Below are 16,306 nucleotides of genomic sequence, written 5' to 3'. Positions count from 1 at the left end.
TATCCGTTTTCGTAGGTTCCTCCAGCCGGGCCCGAAAACAGCGGCCCGGCGATAGCGATTCCGAATGATCAATCTCGAATGTCGTCGTCGATGCGCTCGCCCAGACCGTCGCGCTCGTCCGCGGCGGCCGCGAAGACCGAGGCGCCCGTGCGGTTGCCGATCTTGATTTCGTTGAAGAGCAGATTCAGCACGATGGCGACAACGGCGGTGGCGCTGATGCCCGAGTGCATGATGGTGCCCAGCCAGTCCGGGAAGGCGTCCCAGAACTTCGGCGCCGCAATCGGAATGAGCCCGGCCGCCAGGGCCACCGCGACGATGACCATGTTCAGGTTGTCGTGGAACTCCACCCGCGCCAGGGTCCGGATGCCGCTGGCCGCAACGGTTCCGAACAACACCACGCCCGCGCCGCCGAGCACCGGATAGGGAATCCCGGCCACCACCGCGCCCATGACCGGGAGCAGGCCCAGCAGGAGCAGCATGCCGCCGCCGGCGGCGACCACGAACCGGCTCTTGATGCCGGTCAGCGCCACCAGGCCGATGTTCTGCGCGAAGGCGCTGCACGGGAAGGAGCCGACCAACGGCGCCGCGGCCGAGGCGGCCATATCCGCGCGCAGGCCGTCCGCCACCCGGCGGGTATCGATATCCGCGCCGATGACCTCGCCGATGGTGATGATGTCGGCGACCGTCTCGGTCATGATCACCACCATCACGATGGTCATGGACACGATCGCGCCGATCTCGAAGGTCGGCGACCCGAAGGGCAGGATCGACGGCAACGCGAACACCTTGCTCTCGCCGACCGCGGAGAAGTCCGCCTTGCCCACGAGGGCGGCGACACCGGTGCCCAGCGCCAATCCGATGAGGATCGACAAGCGCGAGATCGCACCCTGGAACACCCGGCTGATCACCAGAATCACCAAGAGCGTGAGCCCCGCGAGCCCGACATTGCCCATCGACCCGTATCCGGGCGCGGCCGGATTGCTGCCCAAAGCCCAGTTGAAGGCCACCGGCATGAGCGACAGGCCGATCACCGTGATGATGCTGCCGGTGACCACGGCCGGGAACAGCCGCACCAGTTTGGCGAAGAACGACGACAGCACCAGGCCGATGAGCCCGGCCACGATGATCGCGCCGTAGACCGCGCGCAGACCATCGGAGTTGGCGATGGTCACCATGGTCGAGACGGTGGCGAACGAAATGCCCTGCACGATGGGCAATCTGCTGCCGACCCGGCCGAGGCCGAGGGTCTGCAGCAGCGTCGCCGCACCGGAGACGAACAGTCCGGCCGTCACCAGCAAGGCCACGTCCGCGGCCGAGAGCCCGGCCGCGCTGCCCACCACCAGCGGCGGCGCGATGACCCCGCCGTAACTGGTCAGGATGTGCTGGGCCCCGAAGGCGAGGGTTCTGCCGAAGGAGTACCGCTCGTCCTCGGGCCCCGGATGTCGTTGGTTGCCTTGCAGTTTCACGCCGAACACGGAATTCTCCTCAGCAAAACCCGGGGACACCGAGCCAGGCATTGCCGGCGGGGGTCGCGTCGTCACGGTGCAGACTGGCCTCGATCAGGCCGTAGGGACGGTCGGCGGCGATGAACACCTCGCCCGGGTTCTCCACATGGAACGGGCTCAGGTCGACCAGGAAGTGGTGCTTGTTGGGCGCGGAGAACTTGATCTCGGCGACCTCGCGGTACTGCTCGAGCACCGCGCGGCCCATGCTGTAGAGGGTCTGCTGCAGCGCCAGCGAGTGCACCACCGCGAACTGCCGCAGCAGCGTCGAGCGGATGGCGGCATAGGACTTGTCCCAGTCCACATCGGTGCGGTCGTAGCGCCAGCGCGCCACCAGCGAGGTCGCCATGATGCGGTCCTTGGTGGGCTGCAGGGTGGTGTACTTGTCCTCGAAGTAGCCGTGGAACTCCGAGCCGGTGGACTTGAACAGCACCAGGTCCTTGATGCCGGACACCACGTGGGTGCGGCGATCGGAGCCGTAGCCGTCCATGTTCACCACCGTGGTGCGCACGCCGCCGCCGGCCTGGACGAACGAGTGATCGTGGCCCTGGCCGTCGACCGGGATCCGGTCCCAGGCGTACTCCTCCACCGCGACCCGGGCGCCGTCCGCGCCGGGGCAGCGCGAGATGAAGTGGTCGGCCAGGGTCAGCGCGTAGTCCTCGATGGCGCCGACGCCCTTCTCCTTGGCGAAGGCGAAGGCGGTGTTCTTCTGGGTGTCGGTGGGCAGGATGTCCTTCTGATCACCGGTGATGTGCGCGTCCTCGAAGCGGCCGCGCAGCGCCGAGGAGACATTGAGATCGCGGATGGTGTGCCGATCGGTATCGCGGTATACCCGCACGACCCGGTTCTCGGCCTTGCCGTACTGATTGTGTCCTAGCTGGATGGCCATACTGTCTAACTCCCTCGGTAGGCGGAACAGCCGAATGGGCTGAGCAACAGCGGCACGTGGTGGTGCGCGTTGCCGGTGGGTGTGAAGCTGATGTCCACGGCGGACAGGAAATTGCGCTGTCCGGTGGCGGCGGCGTAGGCGGCGACCTCGAACACCAGGCGGTAGGTGCCGGGTTCGAGCCGGTCGGGACCCAGATCGCGAATGCGGCCGTCGGCGTCGGTCACGGCTTCGGCGAGCACGACCGGCTGCGTCGCGTCCGCGGCGAGCCATTCCAGGCGCACCGGGACTCCCGCCGCGGGCTGCCCGAGCGCGGTGTCGAGCACGTGGGTGGTGACGGCGCTCATGGATGAATCACCTTTCGCAGGCGCAGGACCGCGATCTTGCGCAGTTCCTCGGCGACGACCTTGTCCTCGGTGTCGGGGTCGTTGTCCAGGCGCGCCCGCACGGCGGCGAGGATCTCCTCCGACGACAACCCGGTGGCGCAGATCAGGAAGACGCGGCCGAATCGCTTCTCGTACAAGCGATTCGCCGAATGCAGCGCGGCGGCGGTTTCCACGTCGGCCGCGACGCCGGACTGCTCCTCCCGGGACCAGGCCGCACCGCGATCCGCGCCCGCGCGCTTCTCCCCGATGCGGGGGTGCGCCGACAGCGCCTGGTCCACACCGGTGGGGGTGATGGCGCCGGCGAGCCGGTCCGCGGTCGCGATCAGACTGCCGAAGTCCGCGAAGGGCCGGGCCGCGAGCAGGCCGTCGATCCATTCGGGTGCGTCGCAGCAGTCGGCCAGGGTGGGCCGCAGCCGGTCGCTCGCCATCGCGTTGAACTCTTCGATAGTGACCAATGACCAGCACTTTCTCGTATTACGGAAGTCAACTTCCGAATAACGAAATAGTGGCACGGGTCACGCAGCTACGTCAACAGTTTGTTGAAATTTGTGTGAGAAGTACACACGGAAGGCGGCATCGCCGCAGGTGAACGGTAAAAATCGCTGCTACACAGCGGGATTCAGAACTCGACCCGCACCGTCGCCGCGCCGCGCAGGGCGGCCACGTGTTCGGCCTCCGCGCGCACCTGATCGCACAGATCGGCGCTCAGCGACCCGAACGTCTCGACCGTCAGCGTCAGGGTGCGACCGCTCTTGCGGGGTCGCCAGATTCCAGCGATCCGGCCGTCGGCCAGGACCGCACCGGGATCGCCCACCGGCTTCCACACGGCGCGATGGTGTTTCTTGTCGACAATCGTTCCCCGGTCGCGCATTTGGGTGAACGGGTCACGCGGCGGCAGCAGCCGTACACCGCGCGCTTCGGGCGGCGATTGCAGGGCCTTCGAATCCTCGGTGAGGATCCACGTCCGGGTGCCGTCGAAGTCGACCGGGGTGAGTTCGTCCGCGACCGCGTCCCACCACGGGTCCGCGTCACCGGCGCGAACGCCGACCCAGGCGGCGAAATCCTTGCGGGTGGACGGGCCGTAGCAGTGCAGATAGCGCCGCAGCAGGGTGGCGCGGGCACGGTCGGCGTCGGTCTTCGGCAGGGCTCGGCCCAGCCACTCCGATACCAGGACGAACGGGGCCTTGTTTCCGCTGCGCGGCGCGAAGCAGAGCACGCCGCGCAGCGTCAGGATCCGGAGGCAGAAGTGCACCACACCCTCGCCCAGCGGCTGGTTCGCGGCATAGGGGCCGGTCGCCTGCCAGCTCTTGCGTTGGGCGGGAGACAGTTTCGGCGCGATGCGCTCGGCCAGCTCCGCACCGAGTTCGTCGATGGCCAGCTGCCTGCCCGACAGGACGGCCTCGATCTCCTCGGCGGTGCGATCGACCGCCTCGTCCAGCCCCATGCCGAGCTCTTGCAGCGCCTGATCGACGCCGCCGACCAGATGCAGCCGAGCCGCTTCGGTGGGCGGCAGGACGCCGGCGGTGAAAACCCCTGCGTCGGCGGTCGGAAAGTAGAACGGCGAGCCGCGCATGCACCAGGTCTGCAGCAGACTCTTGTCCTCGCCGACGAGGTGGTCGACGCGGTCCTGGTTCACGTCCCGCACGCGGGCGTGCAGCGCGAGCAGCGCCGAACCGGGCGGACTGTTCTGAATGCCGCACGCGCCCGCGATATCGAGCAGGGCGGCGGCGGGGCGGCGGCCGGTGAGATGGTGTGCGTGCAGCCGGAACCCGATGACCTCGCCGGTTGTCACCCGGACACCCGTGTTCTTGCGAGCTGCCACTTCTCACCTCCGATCGCGGGCGGTACGGCACGGCCGCCACGCCGGTCGCGCTCAGGCGCGCGTGCGGTTGAGGTAGTTGTAGACCGTGAAGCGGGTGACGCCGAGCGCTTCGGCGACGGTTTCGGCGGACTTGCGATAGCTGAATGCCCCGCGTTCCTCCAGCAAACGCACCGCGCGCTGTTTCTCCGCGCGCGGCAACTCGGCGAGGGGCACGCCGAATTCGGTCGCGACCTCGTTGAGCAGGCGGGCGATGCCGCTCTCGGATTCGGCGTCGGTTCCGGCCAGCCGGACGCAGGCCAGGGTGGCGCCCTCCCAGACGAGCGGGACATCCTCGGGCGAACACATATCCGACGGCACCAGCCGGGCGCCGATCTTATCCAGTAGCGGGGCCACCGTCACCAGCACCGGATGGGTGGCGTCGATGGCCGGGTGCCCAGCGTTCGGCGTTCTCGGCTGCTCAGCCATCGGCCTTCTCGGCTGCTCAGCCATCGGCGTTCTCGGCCTCGTCCACATCGCGCTCGACCTGCAGGGTCACCCGCGACGCCCCGTGCGCGAGGGCGATGGCCAGGACCTCCCCCAGCGCCGGCAGAAGCACCGAGTCCGGTCCGGAGACCGCGGTGCCGAGCGGGCCGAATTCACAGGTGAGACCGGCCTTTTCAATGGCCTGCAGCGGTTCCACGGCATGCGGCGGCGGATCACCCTCGCCGTGGAAGGGTTCGGTCGTGAATTCCGCGCGCAGCCGCATGGGCCATAGGCTACCGCGCTCGCCTTCCGCGACGTGCCGGTAAACTTCCGCCATCCGGAAACTTCGACAAGGCGGGCCAGTGAGTGCAGCGAACGGGACCAACGGGCGATCGGGGGGCGTGCAATCCATCGAGCGTGCCTTCGCATTGTTGGAGACCATGGCCGACGAGGGCGGCATGATGGGCGTGTCCCAGCTGGCGGCCGCCTCGGGCCTGCCGCTGCCCACCATTCACCGTCTGGTGCGCACGCTGGTCGAACTGGGCTATCTGCATCAGGAGCCCTCACGCCAGTACGCGCTGGGGCCCAAGCTGATCCGCCTCGGCGAGAGTTCGGCGCGCATGCTGAGCTCGCGCGCGCTGCCGCATCTGACACGACTGGTGGACGAACTCGGCGAGTCGGCGAATATGGCCCGGCTCGACGGTGACGGCATCGTCTATGTGGCGCAGGCGCCCTCGCGGCATTCCATGCGCATGTTCACCGAGGTGGGCCGGCGCGTGCTGCCGCACTGCACCGCGGTGGGCAAGGTCATGCTGGCCGGCATGCCGCCGGAGCGGGTGCGGGAGTTGTTGCAGCGCACCGGAATGCCCCGCTACACCGATCACACCATCACCGATCCGGCCGAATTCGCCCGGCAGCTGGAGATCGCCGCGGCCACCGGCTACGCGATGGACGACGGCGAACAGGAGTTGGGGGTCCGGTGCGTCGCGGTCGCGCTGCCGGAAGCTCCCGCCCGGCTGGCGATTTCGATCTCCGGCCCGGCCGGCCGGATGACCGAGGATCTGGTGGAGCGGGCGGTGCCGCTGCTCACCGAGGTAGGGCGTGCCCTCGCCGCGGATCTGCGGTGACGACACGCCCTGCCTCCCCTCATCTACGCCGGGAACGGATCCCGGCCGACGGGACCGCCCACCGCGGCCAGCGGCACAGCCGAGCCGCCGCGGTGGACCACCGTGTTCTCGGCGGGGCCGGAGACGGATGTCTCCGCGGGTGTACGACCGCCGAGAACGCGGCCGATCATGGGGCACGAGCGCCGATCCTCGTGGGCCCGGCAGGTTTCCACGAAGATTTCCCGGGCGCCGTCCGCGCAGCGCACGGTCCGCACCGCGGTCGCCGCGGCGGCGAGCAGGGCCCGCGCCTCGGTGACCACGGCCCGGCCCAGGCTGTCGCCGACGGTCCACCACGAGCCCAGCGCCATGGCCGCGCCGTTCTGCAGGTCCCGGACCAGGGCCACGGGTTCGGTCGAGCGCAGAACCGACTCGAAGGTCACCCGATTGGCCGCGGTCACCGGTTGCACGAACACCTCGATCGTCCCGCCCCGGGCGAGTCCGGCCGCCGCGGCGTCGGAATCGCTGTAGCCGAACGTTTCCCGGTTCGCCGCACCGGTGCGCAACGACTCGCGGCACAGCCGGTAGACCGCACCCTCCATGAAACCGCCCGTCAGGGAGCCGACGACTGCCCCGTCGACGTCCACCGCGAGGGCCGATCCCACCGGACGCGGTGCACTCCCACCGATTCCGATGATGGAGGCGATGGCGTAGTCCCGCTCCGCCACATGCCAATCCAGCAGCTGTGCCGCGATATCGCGCATGGTTACCCCAGGGCCACTTCGAGGCCGTTGATGCCGAAGTAGGCCAGGAACACCACGCTCACCACCGCGACCAGCCAATGGATCTCGCTGAACTTGCCGCGCGCCGCCTTGATCACCACGTAGGCGATCAGGCCCGCGCCGACGCCATTGGTGATGGAGTAGGTGAACGGCATGAGCACGATGGTCACGAAGGCCGGGACCGCGATCTCCAGATCGGTCCAGTCGATCTTGCGGGCCTGGGTCATCATGAGCGCGCCCACCAGCACCAGGGCCGGTGCGGCGGCCTGGATCGGCACCACGGCCGCCAGCGGGGTGAAGAACACCGCCAGCGCGAACAGGGTGCCGGTCACGACGCTGGTGAGTCCGGTACGGGCGCCCTCACCGACACCCGTCGCGGATTCCACGTACACCGTGCTGCCCGCGCCGCCGCTGGCCCCGCCGATGATCTGCGCGACGCCGTCGACGGTCAGGATCTTGCCCATCCCGGGGACGGTGCCCTTCTCATCGGTCAGCCCGGCCTCGTCGCAGACGCCGAAAACCGTTCCCATGGCATCGAAGAAGCCGGTCAGCACCAGCGTGAACAGCACCACGCCCGCCGTCATGGCGCCGGCCTGCGCGAAGCCGCCGAACAGATCGATATCGAGCATCAGCCCGAAATCCGGTGTGGCGAACAGGGAATCGGGAGCCTCGGGAACCACGGTGCCCCAGGACTTGGGATCGATGGTGGCCACGGCATTGATGATGATGGCGATCACGGTGGCGACCGCGATGCTGATCAGGATGGCGCCCGGCGTCTTCCGCACGAACAGCGCCAGCATGAGCAGCAGGCCGATGGCGAAAACCACCACGGGCCAACCGGTCAGATGCCCGTCCACGCCGAGGGTGACCGGCGGGCCGCCGGCGGCGGCATTGCCCACCACGCCGGAGGAGACCAGGCCGATCATGGCGATGAACATGCCGATGCCGACGCCGATGGCGTTCTTCAGCGAGGTCGGTATGGCATTGATGATCAAGGTGCGCAGGCCGGTGGCGGCCATGATCACGATGATGACGCCCATGATGACCACCAGGCCCAGCGCCTGCGGCCAGGTCATGTGCGGCGCGGCCTGGAAGGCGACCACCGGGACCACGCCGAGGCCGGCGGCCAGGGCGAGGGGCACATTTCCGACCAGTCCCATGAGGATGGTAGAAAGTCCGGCGGAGAATGCGGTGGCGGTGGTCAGCTGGGCGATGCTGAGCTTGTCGCCATTGATATCCGTCACACCGCCGAGAATCAGCGGGACGAGCAGGATAACGTAGGCCATAGCCACGAATGTGGTGATTCCGCCGCGGATTTCACGAGACACCGTGCTGCCGCGTTGCGTAATTTTGAAGAACCGGTCCAGCGCCGAGCGTTCGGTGGCGGTGGTATTCGGTGTCTGAATCTGGGTCATGGCTGCCCTCCTCGGGGCGTAGCCGACCTACGGCTGGGACAGGGCAGGGTAATGGCTCCCTGTCCCATGCCGCGGACTCGGTTTGCTGTTGTGGGGTCTTTACCGGCGGCGCCGGACTTGCCCCTGTTGATCAACTGCTCCGGATGATGGTCCGGTCGGTGCGGTCGATACGGCCGCTGACGGGCCTCCGCACCTGATGTCTGCTACCTGTATTTCCTCCGTTGCTGCCAGATGTATGTCCGGGTCTCCTCGACCACCTCGTCGCCGAGAATGTCGACGATGGTGTCGAGCACCATGCCGGTGGCCGAGACGACCCTGCCGCCAACAAGTTTCATCCCGCGGTACGGGCCGTGCCTGCTCGCGGTCATGGCCAGCACGCGCCGGCGCACCGCCTCGCAGGCTCCGGTGACGGCGCCGCCGGTCATGAACGTCTGCCGCCCGTCCACGCTCGCGGCGAGGTCGCGCACACCGCTGTCGGCGGGCCGCACCACCACCTGCTCGATGCCCAATTCCGTGCGCGCGATCTGCGCGGCGACGGTGACCGGGCACCGGGCGGCCGAGACCTCGTGCACCGCGACGGGTTCACCGTCGACGACCGCCAACCGCACCTGGGCGGTGGCGAAGTCGTCGGGGCCCCCGGAGTAGGCGATGGCCACCAGCGCGTGCGGGAAGCGGGCGGGGCGGACGGCCACGACGGCGGCGGTCATCGCGCGCCCTGCCGCATGATGCGCTCGCGGGCGGCGACGCCGTTGCGGCCGACCTGGTCGTGGGCGATGGTCTTCAACTCGTCGTTCTCCACCACGGTCCGCCCGCCGACCAGCAGGCGCGCCAGCGGCGGCTGCGGGCCGAACACCAGCGCGCACACCGGATCGGTGAGCGCGGCCCGGAAGCCGTCCACCCGCCAGATGGCGATATCGGCCAGCTTGCCCGGCTCCAGGGAGCCGATCTCGTGCTGGCGGCCCAGGTTTCGCGCACCGCCGAGGGTGGCGACCTCGAGGGCCTGGCGGGCGGTCATGGCGGTCGGGCCGTGCACCGCGCGCTGCAACAGCAGCGCCTGGCGCATCTCCCCGGCCATGGAGGTGAGCTCAGCGGAGGCCGCGCCGTCCACGCCCAGGCCGACGGGGGCGCCGGCGGCGAGCAGGTCCTGGACGCGGGCGATGCCCGCGCCCAGGCGCGCATTGGAGGTCGGGCAGTGCGCCGACCCGGTGCCGGTGTCGGCGAAGCGGCGAATGTCCTTGTCGTGCAGGTGCACCGCGTGCGCGAACCACACGTCGTCGCCGAGCCAGCCCAGCCGCTCCATGTATTCGACCGGGGTGCAGCCCATCTGCGCGAGGCAGTGCTCTTCCTCGTCGAGGGTCTCGGCGAGGTGGGTGTGCAGGCGCACGCCGTATTGCCTTGCCAGCGCGGCGGAATCGACCATCAGGCCCTCGCTCACCGAGAACGGCGAGCAGGGCGCGACGGCCACGCGCAGCATGGAATCGAAGGCCGGGTCGTGATACTTGCGGATGGTCTCCTCGGTGTCGAGGAGGATCGCCTCGCGCTGTTCGACCACCTCGTCCGGCGGCAGGCCGCCCTGCGACTGCCCGCGGTCCATGGAGCCGCGGCACGGGTGGAAGCGCAGGCCGATCTCGCTGGCCGCGCGCACCTCGGCCTCGAACAGATCACCACGGCCGCTGGGGAAGATGTAGTGGTGATCGGTGGAGGTGGTGGTGCCGGTCAGCGCCAGCCAGCCGAGACCGGCCGAGGCGGCGCCGTAGACGATCTCGGCGTCCATGGTGGCCCACAGGCGGTACAGCCCGGTCAGCCATTCGAACAGGGTGGCGTCCTGGAACAGGCCCTGGGTGGCCCATTGGTAGAGATGGTGGTGGGTGTTCACCAGGCCCGGGGTCACCAGGCAGCCGGCGCCGGAGAGACGGTCGGCTCCCACCACCGCCGGCGCCGGTCCGGCGCCGAGGTCGGTGATGCGGCCATCCTCGACCACGAGGTAGCCGTGCTCGATCTCCGCGCCTGCCACCGGTGCGATGTAGGCGTTCTCGATGACGAGCTTGGTGTTGTCGGTCGTCATGGGGCGGCCGCCTTTCCTTGGATCAGGTCGCGCTTGCGCGACGGCCGCCACCAGACGGGAACGAACAGGGCGACCATCGAGAGATACAGTGCGATGAACGCGATGAACATGGTCACCCTGTCCACGAGCATTCAGTCCCAGGCCGGTCCGGCGGCCGGGACATCGCGGATCACGGTGCCCTCGATGAGACCGTAGGGCCGATCGGCGGCGAAGAACACCTCGTTGTCGTTGACCATGCCGAACGGCGACAGGTCCACCTCGAAGTGGTGCTTGTTCGGCAGCGCCAGCTTGACCTCCACGATGTGCGGGCAGGTCTCGAGGACGCGCTCACCCATCTCGTAGAGGGTCTGTTGCAGCGACAGGCTGTAGGTGTCGGCGAAAGCGCCCAGCAGGCAACGCTTCACGGTCTCGTAGGACTTGTCCCACTCCACATCGTCGGTGGAATGCCGCCACTGGGCGGTGACCTCGGTGGCCAGCACGCGGTCCTTGGTCTCGCGCAGCGTGGTGTAGCGGTCCTTGATGAAGCCGTGGAACTCCGAGTTGGTGGAGTTCAGCACCACCAGATCCTTCAGTCCGCTGACCACCCACGCCTTGTTGCCGTCGTAATGCACCAGCGCCGTGCGGGTTTCGCGGCCCGAGCGCACGAACGAATGCGGGTGGGCGTTGAGCCCCACCACATTGCGCTCCCAGGTGTACTCCTCGAGCTCCACCCGGGAGTGGTGGATGGTGGGCTGCGAATCCACGAAGTGGCGCGCCAGCTTCAGGCCGAAGTCCTCCGGGGAGGAGATGCCGTACTGCTTGGCGAAAGCGTAGACCGTGTTCTTCTGGGTGTCGGTCGGCAGGCACGCGGAGTTGTCACCGGTGTAGTGGACCGATTCCATATCGCCCGACAGCGCCGAACTGACGTTCAGGTCCCGGATCTCATGCTTCGAGCCGTTCTTGGTCACGCGGACGACGCGGGTCTCCGCCTTTCCGTAACGGTTGGGGCCCAGCTTGATCGTCATGGTTCAGCTACCTCGGTAGGTGGAGAAGGAATAGGGACTCAGCAGCAGGGGCACGTGATAGTGCTCCGCCGGATCGGTGACCGTGAAAGCGATGGTCACCTCGGGATAGAACGGGCTGATGTATCCGGTGTCGAAGATCAGCCGGTGGGTTCCCGCCGCGGGGGCGGGCAGATCCTTGATGCGGCCGTCGTCATCGGTGTGGCCCTGGGCCAGCACGGTGCCGTCGGCGCGTTCCAGGCGCACCGCGAGACCGGCGGCCGGGCGGCCGGTGGCCGCATTGAGGACGTGTGTCGACAAACTCATATCAGCCCCAGCAGTTTCCGGATTCGCAGCCGGGTGATGTCGGCGAGTTCGCTGCGCACCACGGCCCTTTCGTCGTCGACCGAGTTGTGCAGCCGGGTGTGCAGCGCGTGCAGCATCTCCTCGGCGGACCGGCCGGTGGCGCGGATCAGGAAGACGTGACCGAAACGGTTCTCGTAGGCCACATTCCGCTCGGCGATCTCCGCCTTGACGGCGGCATCGGCGTGATCGGCGCCGGACTGCTCGTCGCGCGACCACTGCGCCTCGCGGGCGGCGGCCTCGGCATCGGGCGCCACCCCCTTGGAGGAATCCACACCCCGCGCGTGCGCCTGCGCCCGCTCACCGATTCGCGGGTGGGCCGCCAGGGCCTCCTCGATATCGGCCCACTCCAGCTCGCCGATGCCCGCGACCGCGGCCTCGATCAGGCTCGACTCGTCGGCATACGGCCGATTCGCCACCAGCTTGACTGCCCAGCGCCGCGACGCACAGCAGGTCAGCAGCTGCGCCTCGGCCTCTTCCAGGGACAGTGACCCGAGCCATTCCAGGCGACTCGACATCCGACCTCCATCCGTTTGGCTTGTTGCCCGATCAGTACAGCCCTCGGGGATGGTCGGCGGCCACGACGATATGTCCGAACAAGTGGCCTAGTTCACAGCAGGGGTTTCGTATATACATCCAAATCGGTAACCCTCAGGTCATCGGCTGTTAGCCTCGGCAATCATGCGGTTGCGTTCCCTGCTTGCCATGACAGAGGTTGACCTGCAGCTTGTCACCGGTGAGGACGAGCTGGAGCGGTTCGTCCGCTGGGTCGTCACCACCGACATGCTGGACCCGAGCCGGTACCTGTCCGGCGGTGAGCTCGTGCTGACCGGAATGGCCTGGCGGCGTGACCCTTCCGACAGCGACACCTTCGTCGCCACCCTGGCCCGCGCCAAGGTCGCCGGGCTCGCGGCCGGTGACGCGCTCTACGGCGAACCCCCGGAGGACCTGGTCGAGGCCTGTCGCCGCCATCGCATGCCGCTGTTCCGGGTGCCCGAGCACATCGCCTTCGCGACGGTCACCGAGCAAATCAATCGCAATCTTTCGACCGGTCGCGCGGCGGATCTGGCCGCGATCCTGGACCGGCACCGGCAGCTGGTCTCCGGCGGCGGCCTGGATTCGGTGCTCGACCTGCTGCATCGCAATCTCGGCACACCCTGCTGGGTGGTGTCCTCCACCGGTCGCGTGGTCGCCGGGCCGACCGACTCGCCGCCCGACGAGGTGCGGGCCGCCACGCTGAGCGCGCCCCGATTACCCCACGTCATCACCAGCGAGGGGACCCGTTTCTCGCTGTTCGGGGTGGATCCCGACAGCACGTCCCGCATCGCGGACTGGTTCCTGATCTTCCAGAGCGACTACAAGGATTGGCCCGAGGAGCGGCGCGCGCTGACCGGTGAACTCGCCGCCGTGGTGTCGCTCGAGCGGGCCCGTCAGGACGACCGGCAGAGCGCCGAGGGCCGCCTGGCGCAGGAGCTGATCGAGCTGATCGTGTCCGACGCCAAACCGGCCGACATCATCTCCCGCCTCGAGCTCACCGGCCTGGCGCTGTCCGACCGGTATCTGGCCGTCGCCGCCACCGCCGACAACGGCGCCGTCCGGCCCGGCGAGCTGCGCGCCATTCTGCGCGAAATCCTTTCCGGCAGAACGCCTGCCGCCGGCGTCGTCGACGGCGAAGCCATCGCCCTGGTACCCCTGGGCGGCGATGACAATCTCGACGACCGCATCCATCGCGCGGTCGAAGCCCTCGAACCCGGCCTGCAGGGCAGCCGACTATCGGTGGGCATCTCCGGCGCGGTGGACGGCGAGGGCCTGCGCGGCGCCGTCGAGGAAGCCCGCTACGCGCGCCGCATGGCCGCCGAGCGCCGCCAGCCCACCTCGATCGTCCGCCACGACGAGCTGGCCACCCACATGCTGCTGCTGGCCAGCGTCCCCGACGAGGTCCGCCGCATGTTCCGCCTGCGGCTGCTGGACCCGCTCACCACCTATGACCGCGACAATCGAGCCGACCTGGTGCACACCCTGGAGACCTTCCTCCAGGTCTCCGGGTCCTGGTCCAAATGCGCCGACCTGCTCCACGTCCACGTCAACACCCTGCGCTACCGCGTGCAGCGCATCGAGGAACTCACCGAACGCGATCTGTCCCGGCTCGAGGACCGCGTCGACTTCTTCCTCGCCCTCGCCCTGCGTTAGGCCGCCTCACGCCGTCGCGGGCACCACCGCGGCTGTGGACCTGTGCGCGCGCAGACCGCTTGCCGCACACAGGATCACACCGAGCGCGAGCCAGGCCAGCAGAACCGTCACGGATTGCGCGGCACCGTGGCCGTCGAAGAAGGCGGTGGACCGCAGCACTCGGCCGCCGGCTCCCGGCGGCAGCAACTGGCCGAGTGCGCCGGACCAGCCGGGCAGCATCTCGGGCGCGGTCGCGGTGCCGGAGAGCGGATTCCCGATCAGCATCATCGTGACCGCGCCGAGGCCCAGGCCCGTGACACCCAGCACCGCCTCCAGTCCCAGGATGGTCATCGCGGTGGCGGCGATGGTCAGGGCGATGGCGGCGGCATTGGCCGGATAGGAGCCGCTGAGCGAGCCGAACCAGAACTGCAGGATCGCCGCCACGGCCGGGCCGCCGGTCGCCGCGAAGGCGAGCGATCCCGCCACCCGGCGGACGGTGCCGCGCACCAGCCTGCTCAACAGCACGGCGGTGAGCAGGCCGCCCATGACCAGCGGCAGGGCGGCGGCGGACAGGCCCGCGCCGCGGGGATCGTCGGCGGGCAGCGCGACGAGGTCGCGGACGGCGACCGCCGGTGCGCCGCCCTGCGACTGCGCCTGCCCGAGACCGGCTGCCACGCCGGTCAGGGTCTGGGCCACCGCGGTGCTGGCCGCCGAAGCGATAATGACCTGTGGCGCACCGGAACTGACGTCGATCGCGCCGTATACCTCGCGGTCGCGGATCAAGCGCTCGGCGGCGGCGGTGTCGGCGACGACCGTGATGTCGAACGCGTTCGGCTGGCGCTGGTCGAATGCGGCGGCGATCCGCTCGACCGCGGCGGACGGACCGGCGAGGGCGATCGGGACATCGTGGACCGACGATCGCACCGACGGCCAGGCGAAGGCGATGAGCAGCACGCTGATGATCGCGGTGAGCGCGGCGACCGCGGCGGCGACCCTCGGCCAGGGAGACGGTGCGGTGCCGGATGCCGGTGGGGCCTGTGTGGCCATGACTTCTCCTGGATCGTTGCCGGATCCGTTGACCGTCAACGGATCCGGCGGTGGGTGAAAAGAATGCGCGCGGTCAGGCCGTGGCCGATGCGCCCGAGCGCGCGGCCAGCAGCCGCTGCCGGTGCTGGTCATCGGTGACCCAGGAGTGCGAGCCGGGCTTGTGCGCTTCCTCGATCAGGTGCTTGATCGAGCTCTTGCACGCGAATTCCTTGACCTTCGCGCCCAGACCGCCGCGAATGGCGAACCGGTTGGCGGTGTCGTCCTTGCCGGCGAACTGGAAGATGCCCGCGCCGCGGCCCAGGCTGATGCACATGGCATTGAAGCGCAGGTGCACGTCTGCCGGGCGCTCGCCGGCGAGGCGGCTGAGGACCGTGTCGGCGGCCTGCGCACCGAGGCAGCCCGCGGCGTAGGCGCTCATCCGGAACGGCAGGTCCGACGGGGCCGCCGAATCCCCCGCCGCGAGAATGCGGTCATCGGCCACGCTGGTCAATGTCTCGTCGGTGAGCAGGCGTCCCGCGGCATCGGTGCGCAATCCGCTGCGGGCCGCCAGATCGGGTACGCCGAATCCGGCGGTCCAGATGGTCACCGCGCTCGGCACCAGGCGACCGCCGCTGAGCCGCACCACGGTCCGGGTCACCGCGGTCACCTTCGAATCGGGGCCGTCCAGCACGGTCACCCCGAGCTTGGTCAGTCGCTTGACCGCCGACCGGCGGCTGCGGGCGTGCAGGTACGGGCCGAGCACCCCGCCGCAGACCAGGGTGACCCTGCGGTCCTGTTCGGCCAGCTCGGCGGCGACCTCGATACCGCTGGGACCGCCGCCGATCACCGTCACATCGGCGGTGGCGGGTGTGGCGTCGAGCACCGGCCGCAGCTGCTGCGCCTGCTCCAGACTCGCTATCGGGTAGGCGAATTCGGCCGCTCCCGGCACGTGCGGGTGCGCGCTCTCGCTGCCCACCGCATAGATGAGGTAGTCGTAGCCGATGGTGCCGCCGCCGGCCAGGCGCACGCTGCGATCGCCCGCGTCGATGCGGGTCACGCTGTCGACCACGACCCGCACGCGGTCGGCCAGCACCTCGCGGTAATCGACCGCGGCGTCATAGTTTCCGGCCGCCATCTGGTGCAGCCGCAGCCGCTCGACGAACTGCGGGCGCGGATTGATCAGGGTCACCGTGACGTCGTCGCGCCGCATCAGGCGGTTGGCCGCCATGACGCCCGCGTATCCGCCGCCGATCACGACGACGTCGATGTTGCCGCTCATGGTGTCTCCTTCGCTCGAGGTGTTCGCGAACTTGACACCGCGGGACAGGAATTCCTGACACCTTGT

Annotated in this window: 18 protein-coding genes; 2 read left to right on the top strand and 16 right to left on the bottom strand. The window is 69.0% G+C overall.

The genetic code is table 11. The features are described from left to right. Positions 1-68: 68 nt before the first annotated feature. The 7 genes from ACYQ5L_RS16530 to ACYQ5L_RS16500 all read right to left on the bottom strand — a co-directional run bounded on the left by ACYQ5L_RS16530 (position 69) and on the right by ACYQ5L_RS16500 (position 5,341). Complete coding sequence (locus ACYQ5L_RS16530; RefSeq protein ID WP_459958522.1) at positions 69-1,475, bottom strand: nucleobase:cation symporter-2 family protein; 1,407 nt, start codon at positions 1,473-1,475, stop codon at positions 69-71. Positions 1,476-1,485: 10 nt separating this feature from the next. Continuing rightward, on the bottom strand, positions 1,486-2,391 hold the full coding sequence (pucL, locus tag ACYQ5L_RS16525) for a factor-independent urate hydroxylase (RefSeq protein ID WP_459958521.1): 906 nt from the start codon (positions 2,389-2,391) through the stop codon (positions 1,486-1,488). 5 nt (positions 2,392-2,396) lie between these two features. Continuing rightward, positions 2,397-2,735 carry a hydroxyisourate hydrolase gene (uraH, locus tag ACYQ5L_RS16520; protein WP_459958518.1) on the bottom strand — a complete coding sequence of 113 codons (339 nt, stop codon included), beginning with the start codon at positions 2,733-2,735 and terminating at the stop codon, positions 2,397-2,399. Beyond that, on the bottom strand, positions 2,732-3,229 hold the full coding sequence (gene uraD / locus ACYQ5L_RS16515; protein WP_459958515.1) for a 2-oxo-4-hydroxy-4-carboxy-5-ureidoimidazoline decarboxylase: 498 nt from the start codon (positions 3,227-3,229) through the stop codon (positions 2,732-2,734). The genes uraH (ACYQ5L_RS16520) and uraD (ACYQ5L_RS16515) overlap by 4 nt, the downstream gene beginning before the upstream one ends. Positions 3,230-3,393: 164 nt before the next feature. Continuing rightward, positions 3,394-4,596, bottom strand: coding sequence for a winged helix DNA-binding domain-containing protein (locus ACYQ5L_RS16510; protein WP_459958510.1), 1,203 nt, complete (start codon positions 4,594-4,596; stop codon positions 3,394-3,396). A 51-nt stretch (positions 4,597-4,647) separates the two neighbouring features. After that, positions 4,648-5,061 (bottom strand): helix-turn-helix domain-containing protein, encoded by a 414-nt coding sequence (locus ACYQ5L_RS16505; protein ID WP_459958508.1) that lies wholly within the window; start codon positions 5,059-5,061, stop codon positions 4,648-4,650. A 16-nt stretch (positions 5,062-5,077) separates the two neighbouring features. Next, positions 5,078-5,341 carry a hypothetical protein gene (locus ACYQ5L_RS16500; RefSeq protein WP_379193513.1) on the bottom strand — a complete coding sequence of 88 codons (264 nt, stop codon included), beginning with the start codon at positions 5,339-5,341 and terminating at the stop codon, positions 5,078-5,080. Positions 5,342-5,420: 79 nt separating this feature from the next. Between ACYQ5L_RS16500 and ACYQ5L_RS16495 the strand changes: the two genes are divergently transcribed. Beyond that, on the top strand, positions 5,421-6,185 hold the full coding sequence (locus ACYQ5L_RS16495) for an IclR family transcriptional regulator (RefSeq protein ID WP_459958505.1): 765 nt from the start codon (positions 5,421-5,423) through the stop codon (positions 6,183-6,185). A gap of 23 nt (positions 6,186-6,208) precedes the next feature. Here the strand turns inward: ACYQ5L_RS16495 and ACYQ5L_RS16490 are convergent, their stop codons facing one another. From ACYQ5L_RS16490 to uraD (ACYQ5L_RS16460), 7 genes are all read right to left on the bottom strand, one after another. Next, positions 6,209-6,925 (bottom strand): XdhC family protein, encoded by a 717-nt coding sequence (locus ACYQ5L_RS16490; RefSeq protein WP_459958503.1) that lies wholly within the window; start codon positions 6,923-6,925, stop codon positions 6,209-6,211. 2 nt (positions 6,926-6,927) lie between these two features. Continuing rightward, positions 6,928-8,358, bottom strand: a complete 1,431-nt coding sequence (locus ACYQ5L_RS16485) for an NCS2 family permease (RefSeq protein ID WP_459958500.1) — start codon at positions 8,356-8,358, stop codon at positions 6,928-6,930. Positions 8,359-8,561: 203 nt separating this feature from the next. Further along, on the bottom strand, positions 8,562-9,065 hold the full coding sequence (locus tag ACYQ5L_RS16480) for a molybdopterin cofactor-binding domain-containing protein (protein ID WP_459958497.1): 504 nt from the start codon (positions 9,063-9,065) through the stop codon (positions 8,562-8,564). Next, on the bottom strand, positions 9,062-10,423 hold the full coding sequence (locus ACYQ5L_RS16475) for an 8-oxoguanine deaminase (RefSeq protein ID WP_459958492.1): 1,362 nt from the start codon (positions 10,421-10,423) through the stop codon (positions 9,062-9,064). Before ACYQ5L_RS16475 ends, ACYQ5L_RS16480 begins: the two co-directional genes overlap by 4 nt. Before the next feature lie 131 nt (positions 10,424-10,554). Beyond that, on the bottom strand, positions 10,555-11,427 hold the full coding sequence (pucL, locus tag ACYQ5L_RS16470) for a factor-independent urate hydroxylase (protein WP_459958490.1): 873 nt from the start codon (positions 11,425-11,427) through the stop codon (positions 10,555-10,557). A gap of 3 nt (positions 11,428-11,430) precedes the next feature. Beyond that, positions 11,431-11,730 carry a hydroxyisourate hydrolase gene (gene uraH / locus ACYQ5L_RS16465; RefSeq protein WP_067549525.1) on the bottom strand — a complete coding sequence of 100 codons (300 nt, stop codon included), beginning with the start codon at positions 11,728-11,730 and terminating at the stop codon, positions 11,431-11,433. Beyond that, positions 11,727-12,284: a 2-oxo-4-hydroxy-4-carboxy-5-ureidoimidazoline decarboxylase gene (uraD, locus tag ACYQ5L_RS16460; RefSeq protein ID WP_459958483.1), complete on the bottom strand. Its 558-nt coding sequence runs from the start codon at positions 12,282-12,284 to the stop codon at positions 11,727-11,729. Before uraD (ACYQ5L_RS16460) ends, uraH (ACYQ5L_RS16465) begins: the two co-directional genes overlap by 4 nt. Positions 12,285-12,471: 187 nt before the next feature. Between uraD (ACYQ5L_RS16460) and ACYQ5L_RS16455 the strand changes: the two genes are divergently transcribed. Beyond that, positions 12,472-13,956 carry a PucR family transcriptional regulator gene (locus ACYQ5L_RS16455; protein WP_459958481.1) on the top strand — a complete coding sequence of 495 codons (1,485 nt, stop codon included), beginning with the start codon at positions 12,472-12,474 and terminating at the stop codon, positions 13,954-13,956. Between the two features lie 6 nt (positions 13,957-13,962). Here the strand turns inward: ACYQ5L_RS16455 and ACYQ5L_RS16450 are convergent, their stop codons facing one another. Beyond that, the gene (locus tag ACYQ5L_RS16450; protein ID WP_459958478.1) at positions 13,963-14,982 is read right to left on the bottom strand and encodes a hypothetical protein; all 1,020 of its coding nucleotides are present in this window, start codon (positions 14,980-14,982) and stop codon (positions 13,963-13,965) included. 73 nt (positions 14,983-15,055) lie between these two features. Further along, positions 15,056-16,240: an NAD(P)/FAD-dependent oxidoreductase gene (locus ACYQ5L_RS16445; protein ID WP_459958476.1), complete on the bottom strand. Its 1,185-nt coding sequence runs from the start codon at positions 16,238-16,240 to the stop codon at positions 15,056-15,058. Positions 16,241-16,306: the final 66 nt, after the last annotated feature.

The organism is Nocardia sp. IFM 10818 (assembly GCF_054655275.1).
The sequence above is the reverse complement of the archived record's forward strand: the minus strand, read 5'-3'. Positions and strand labels throughout refer to the sequence as shown.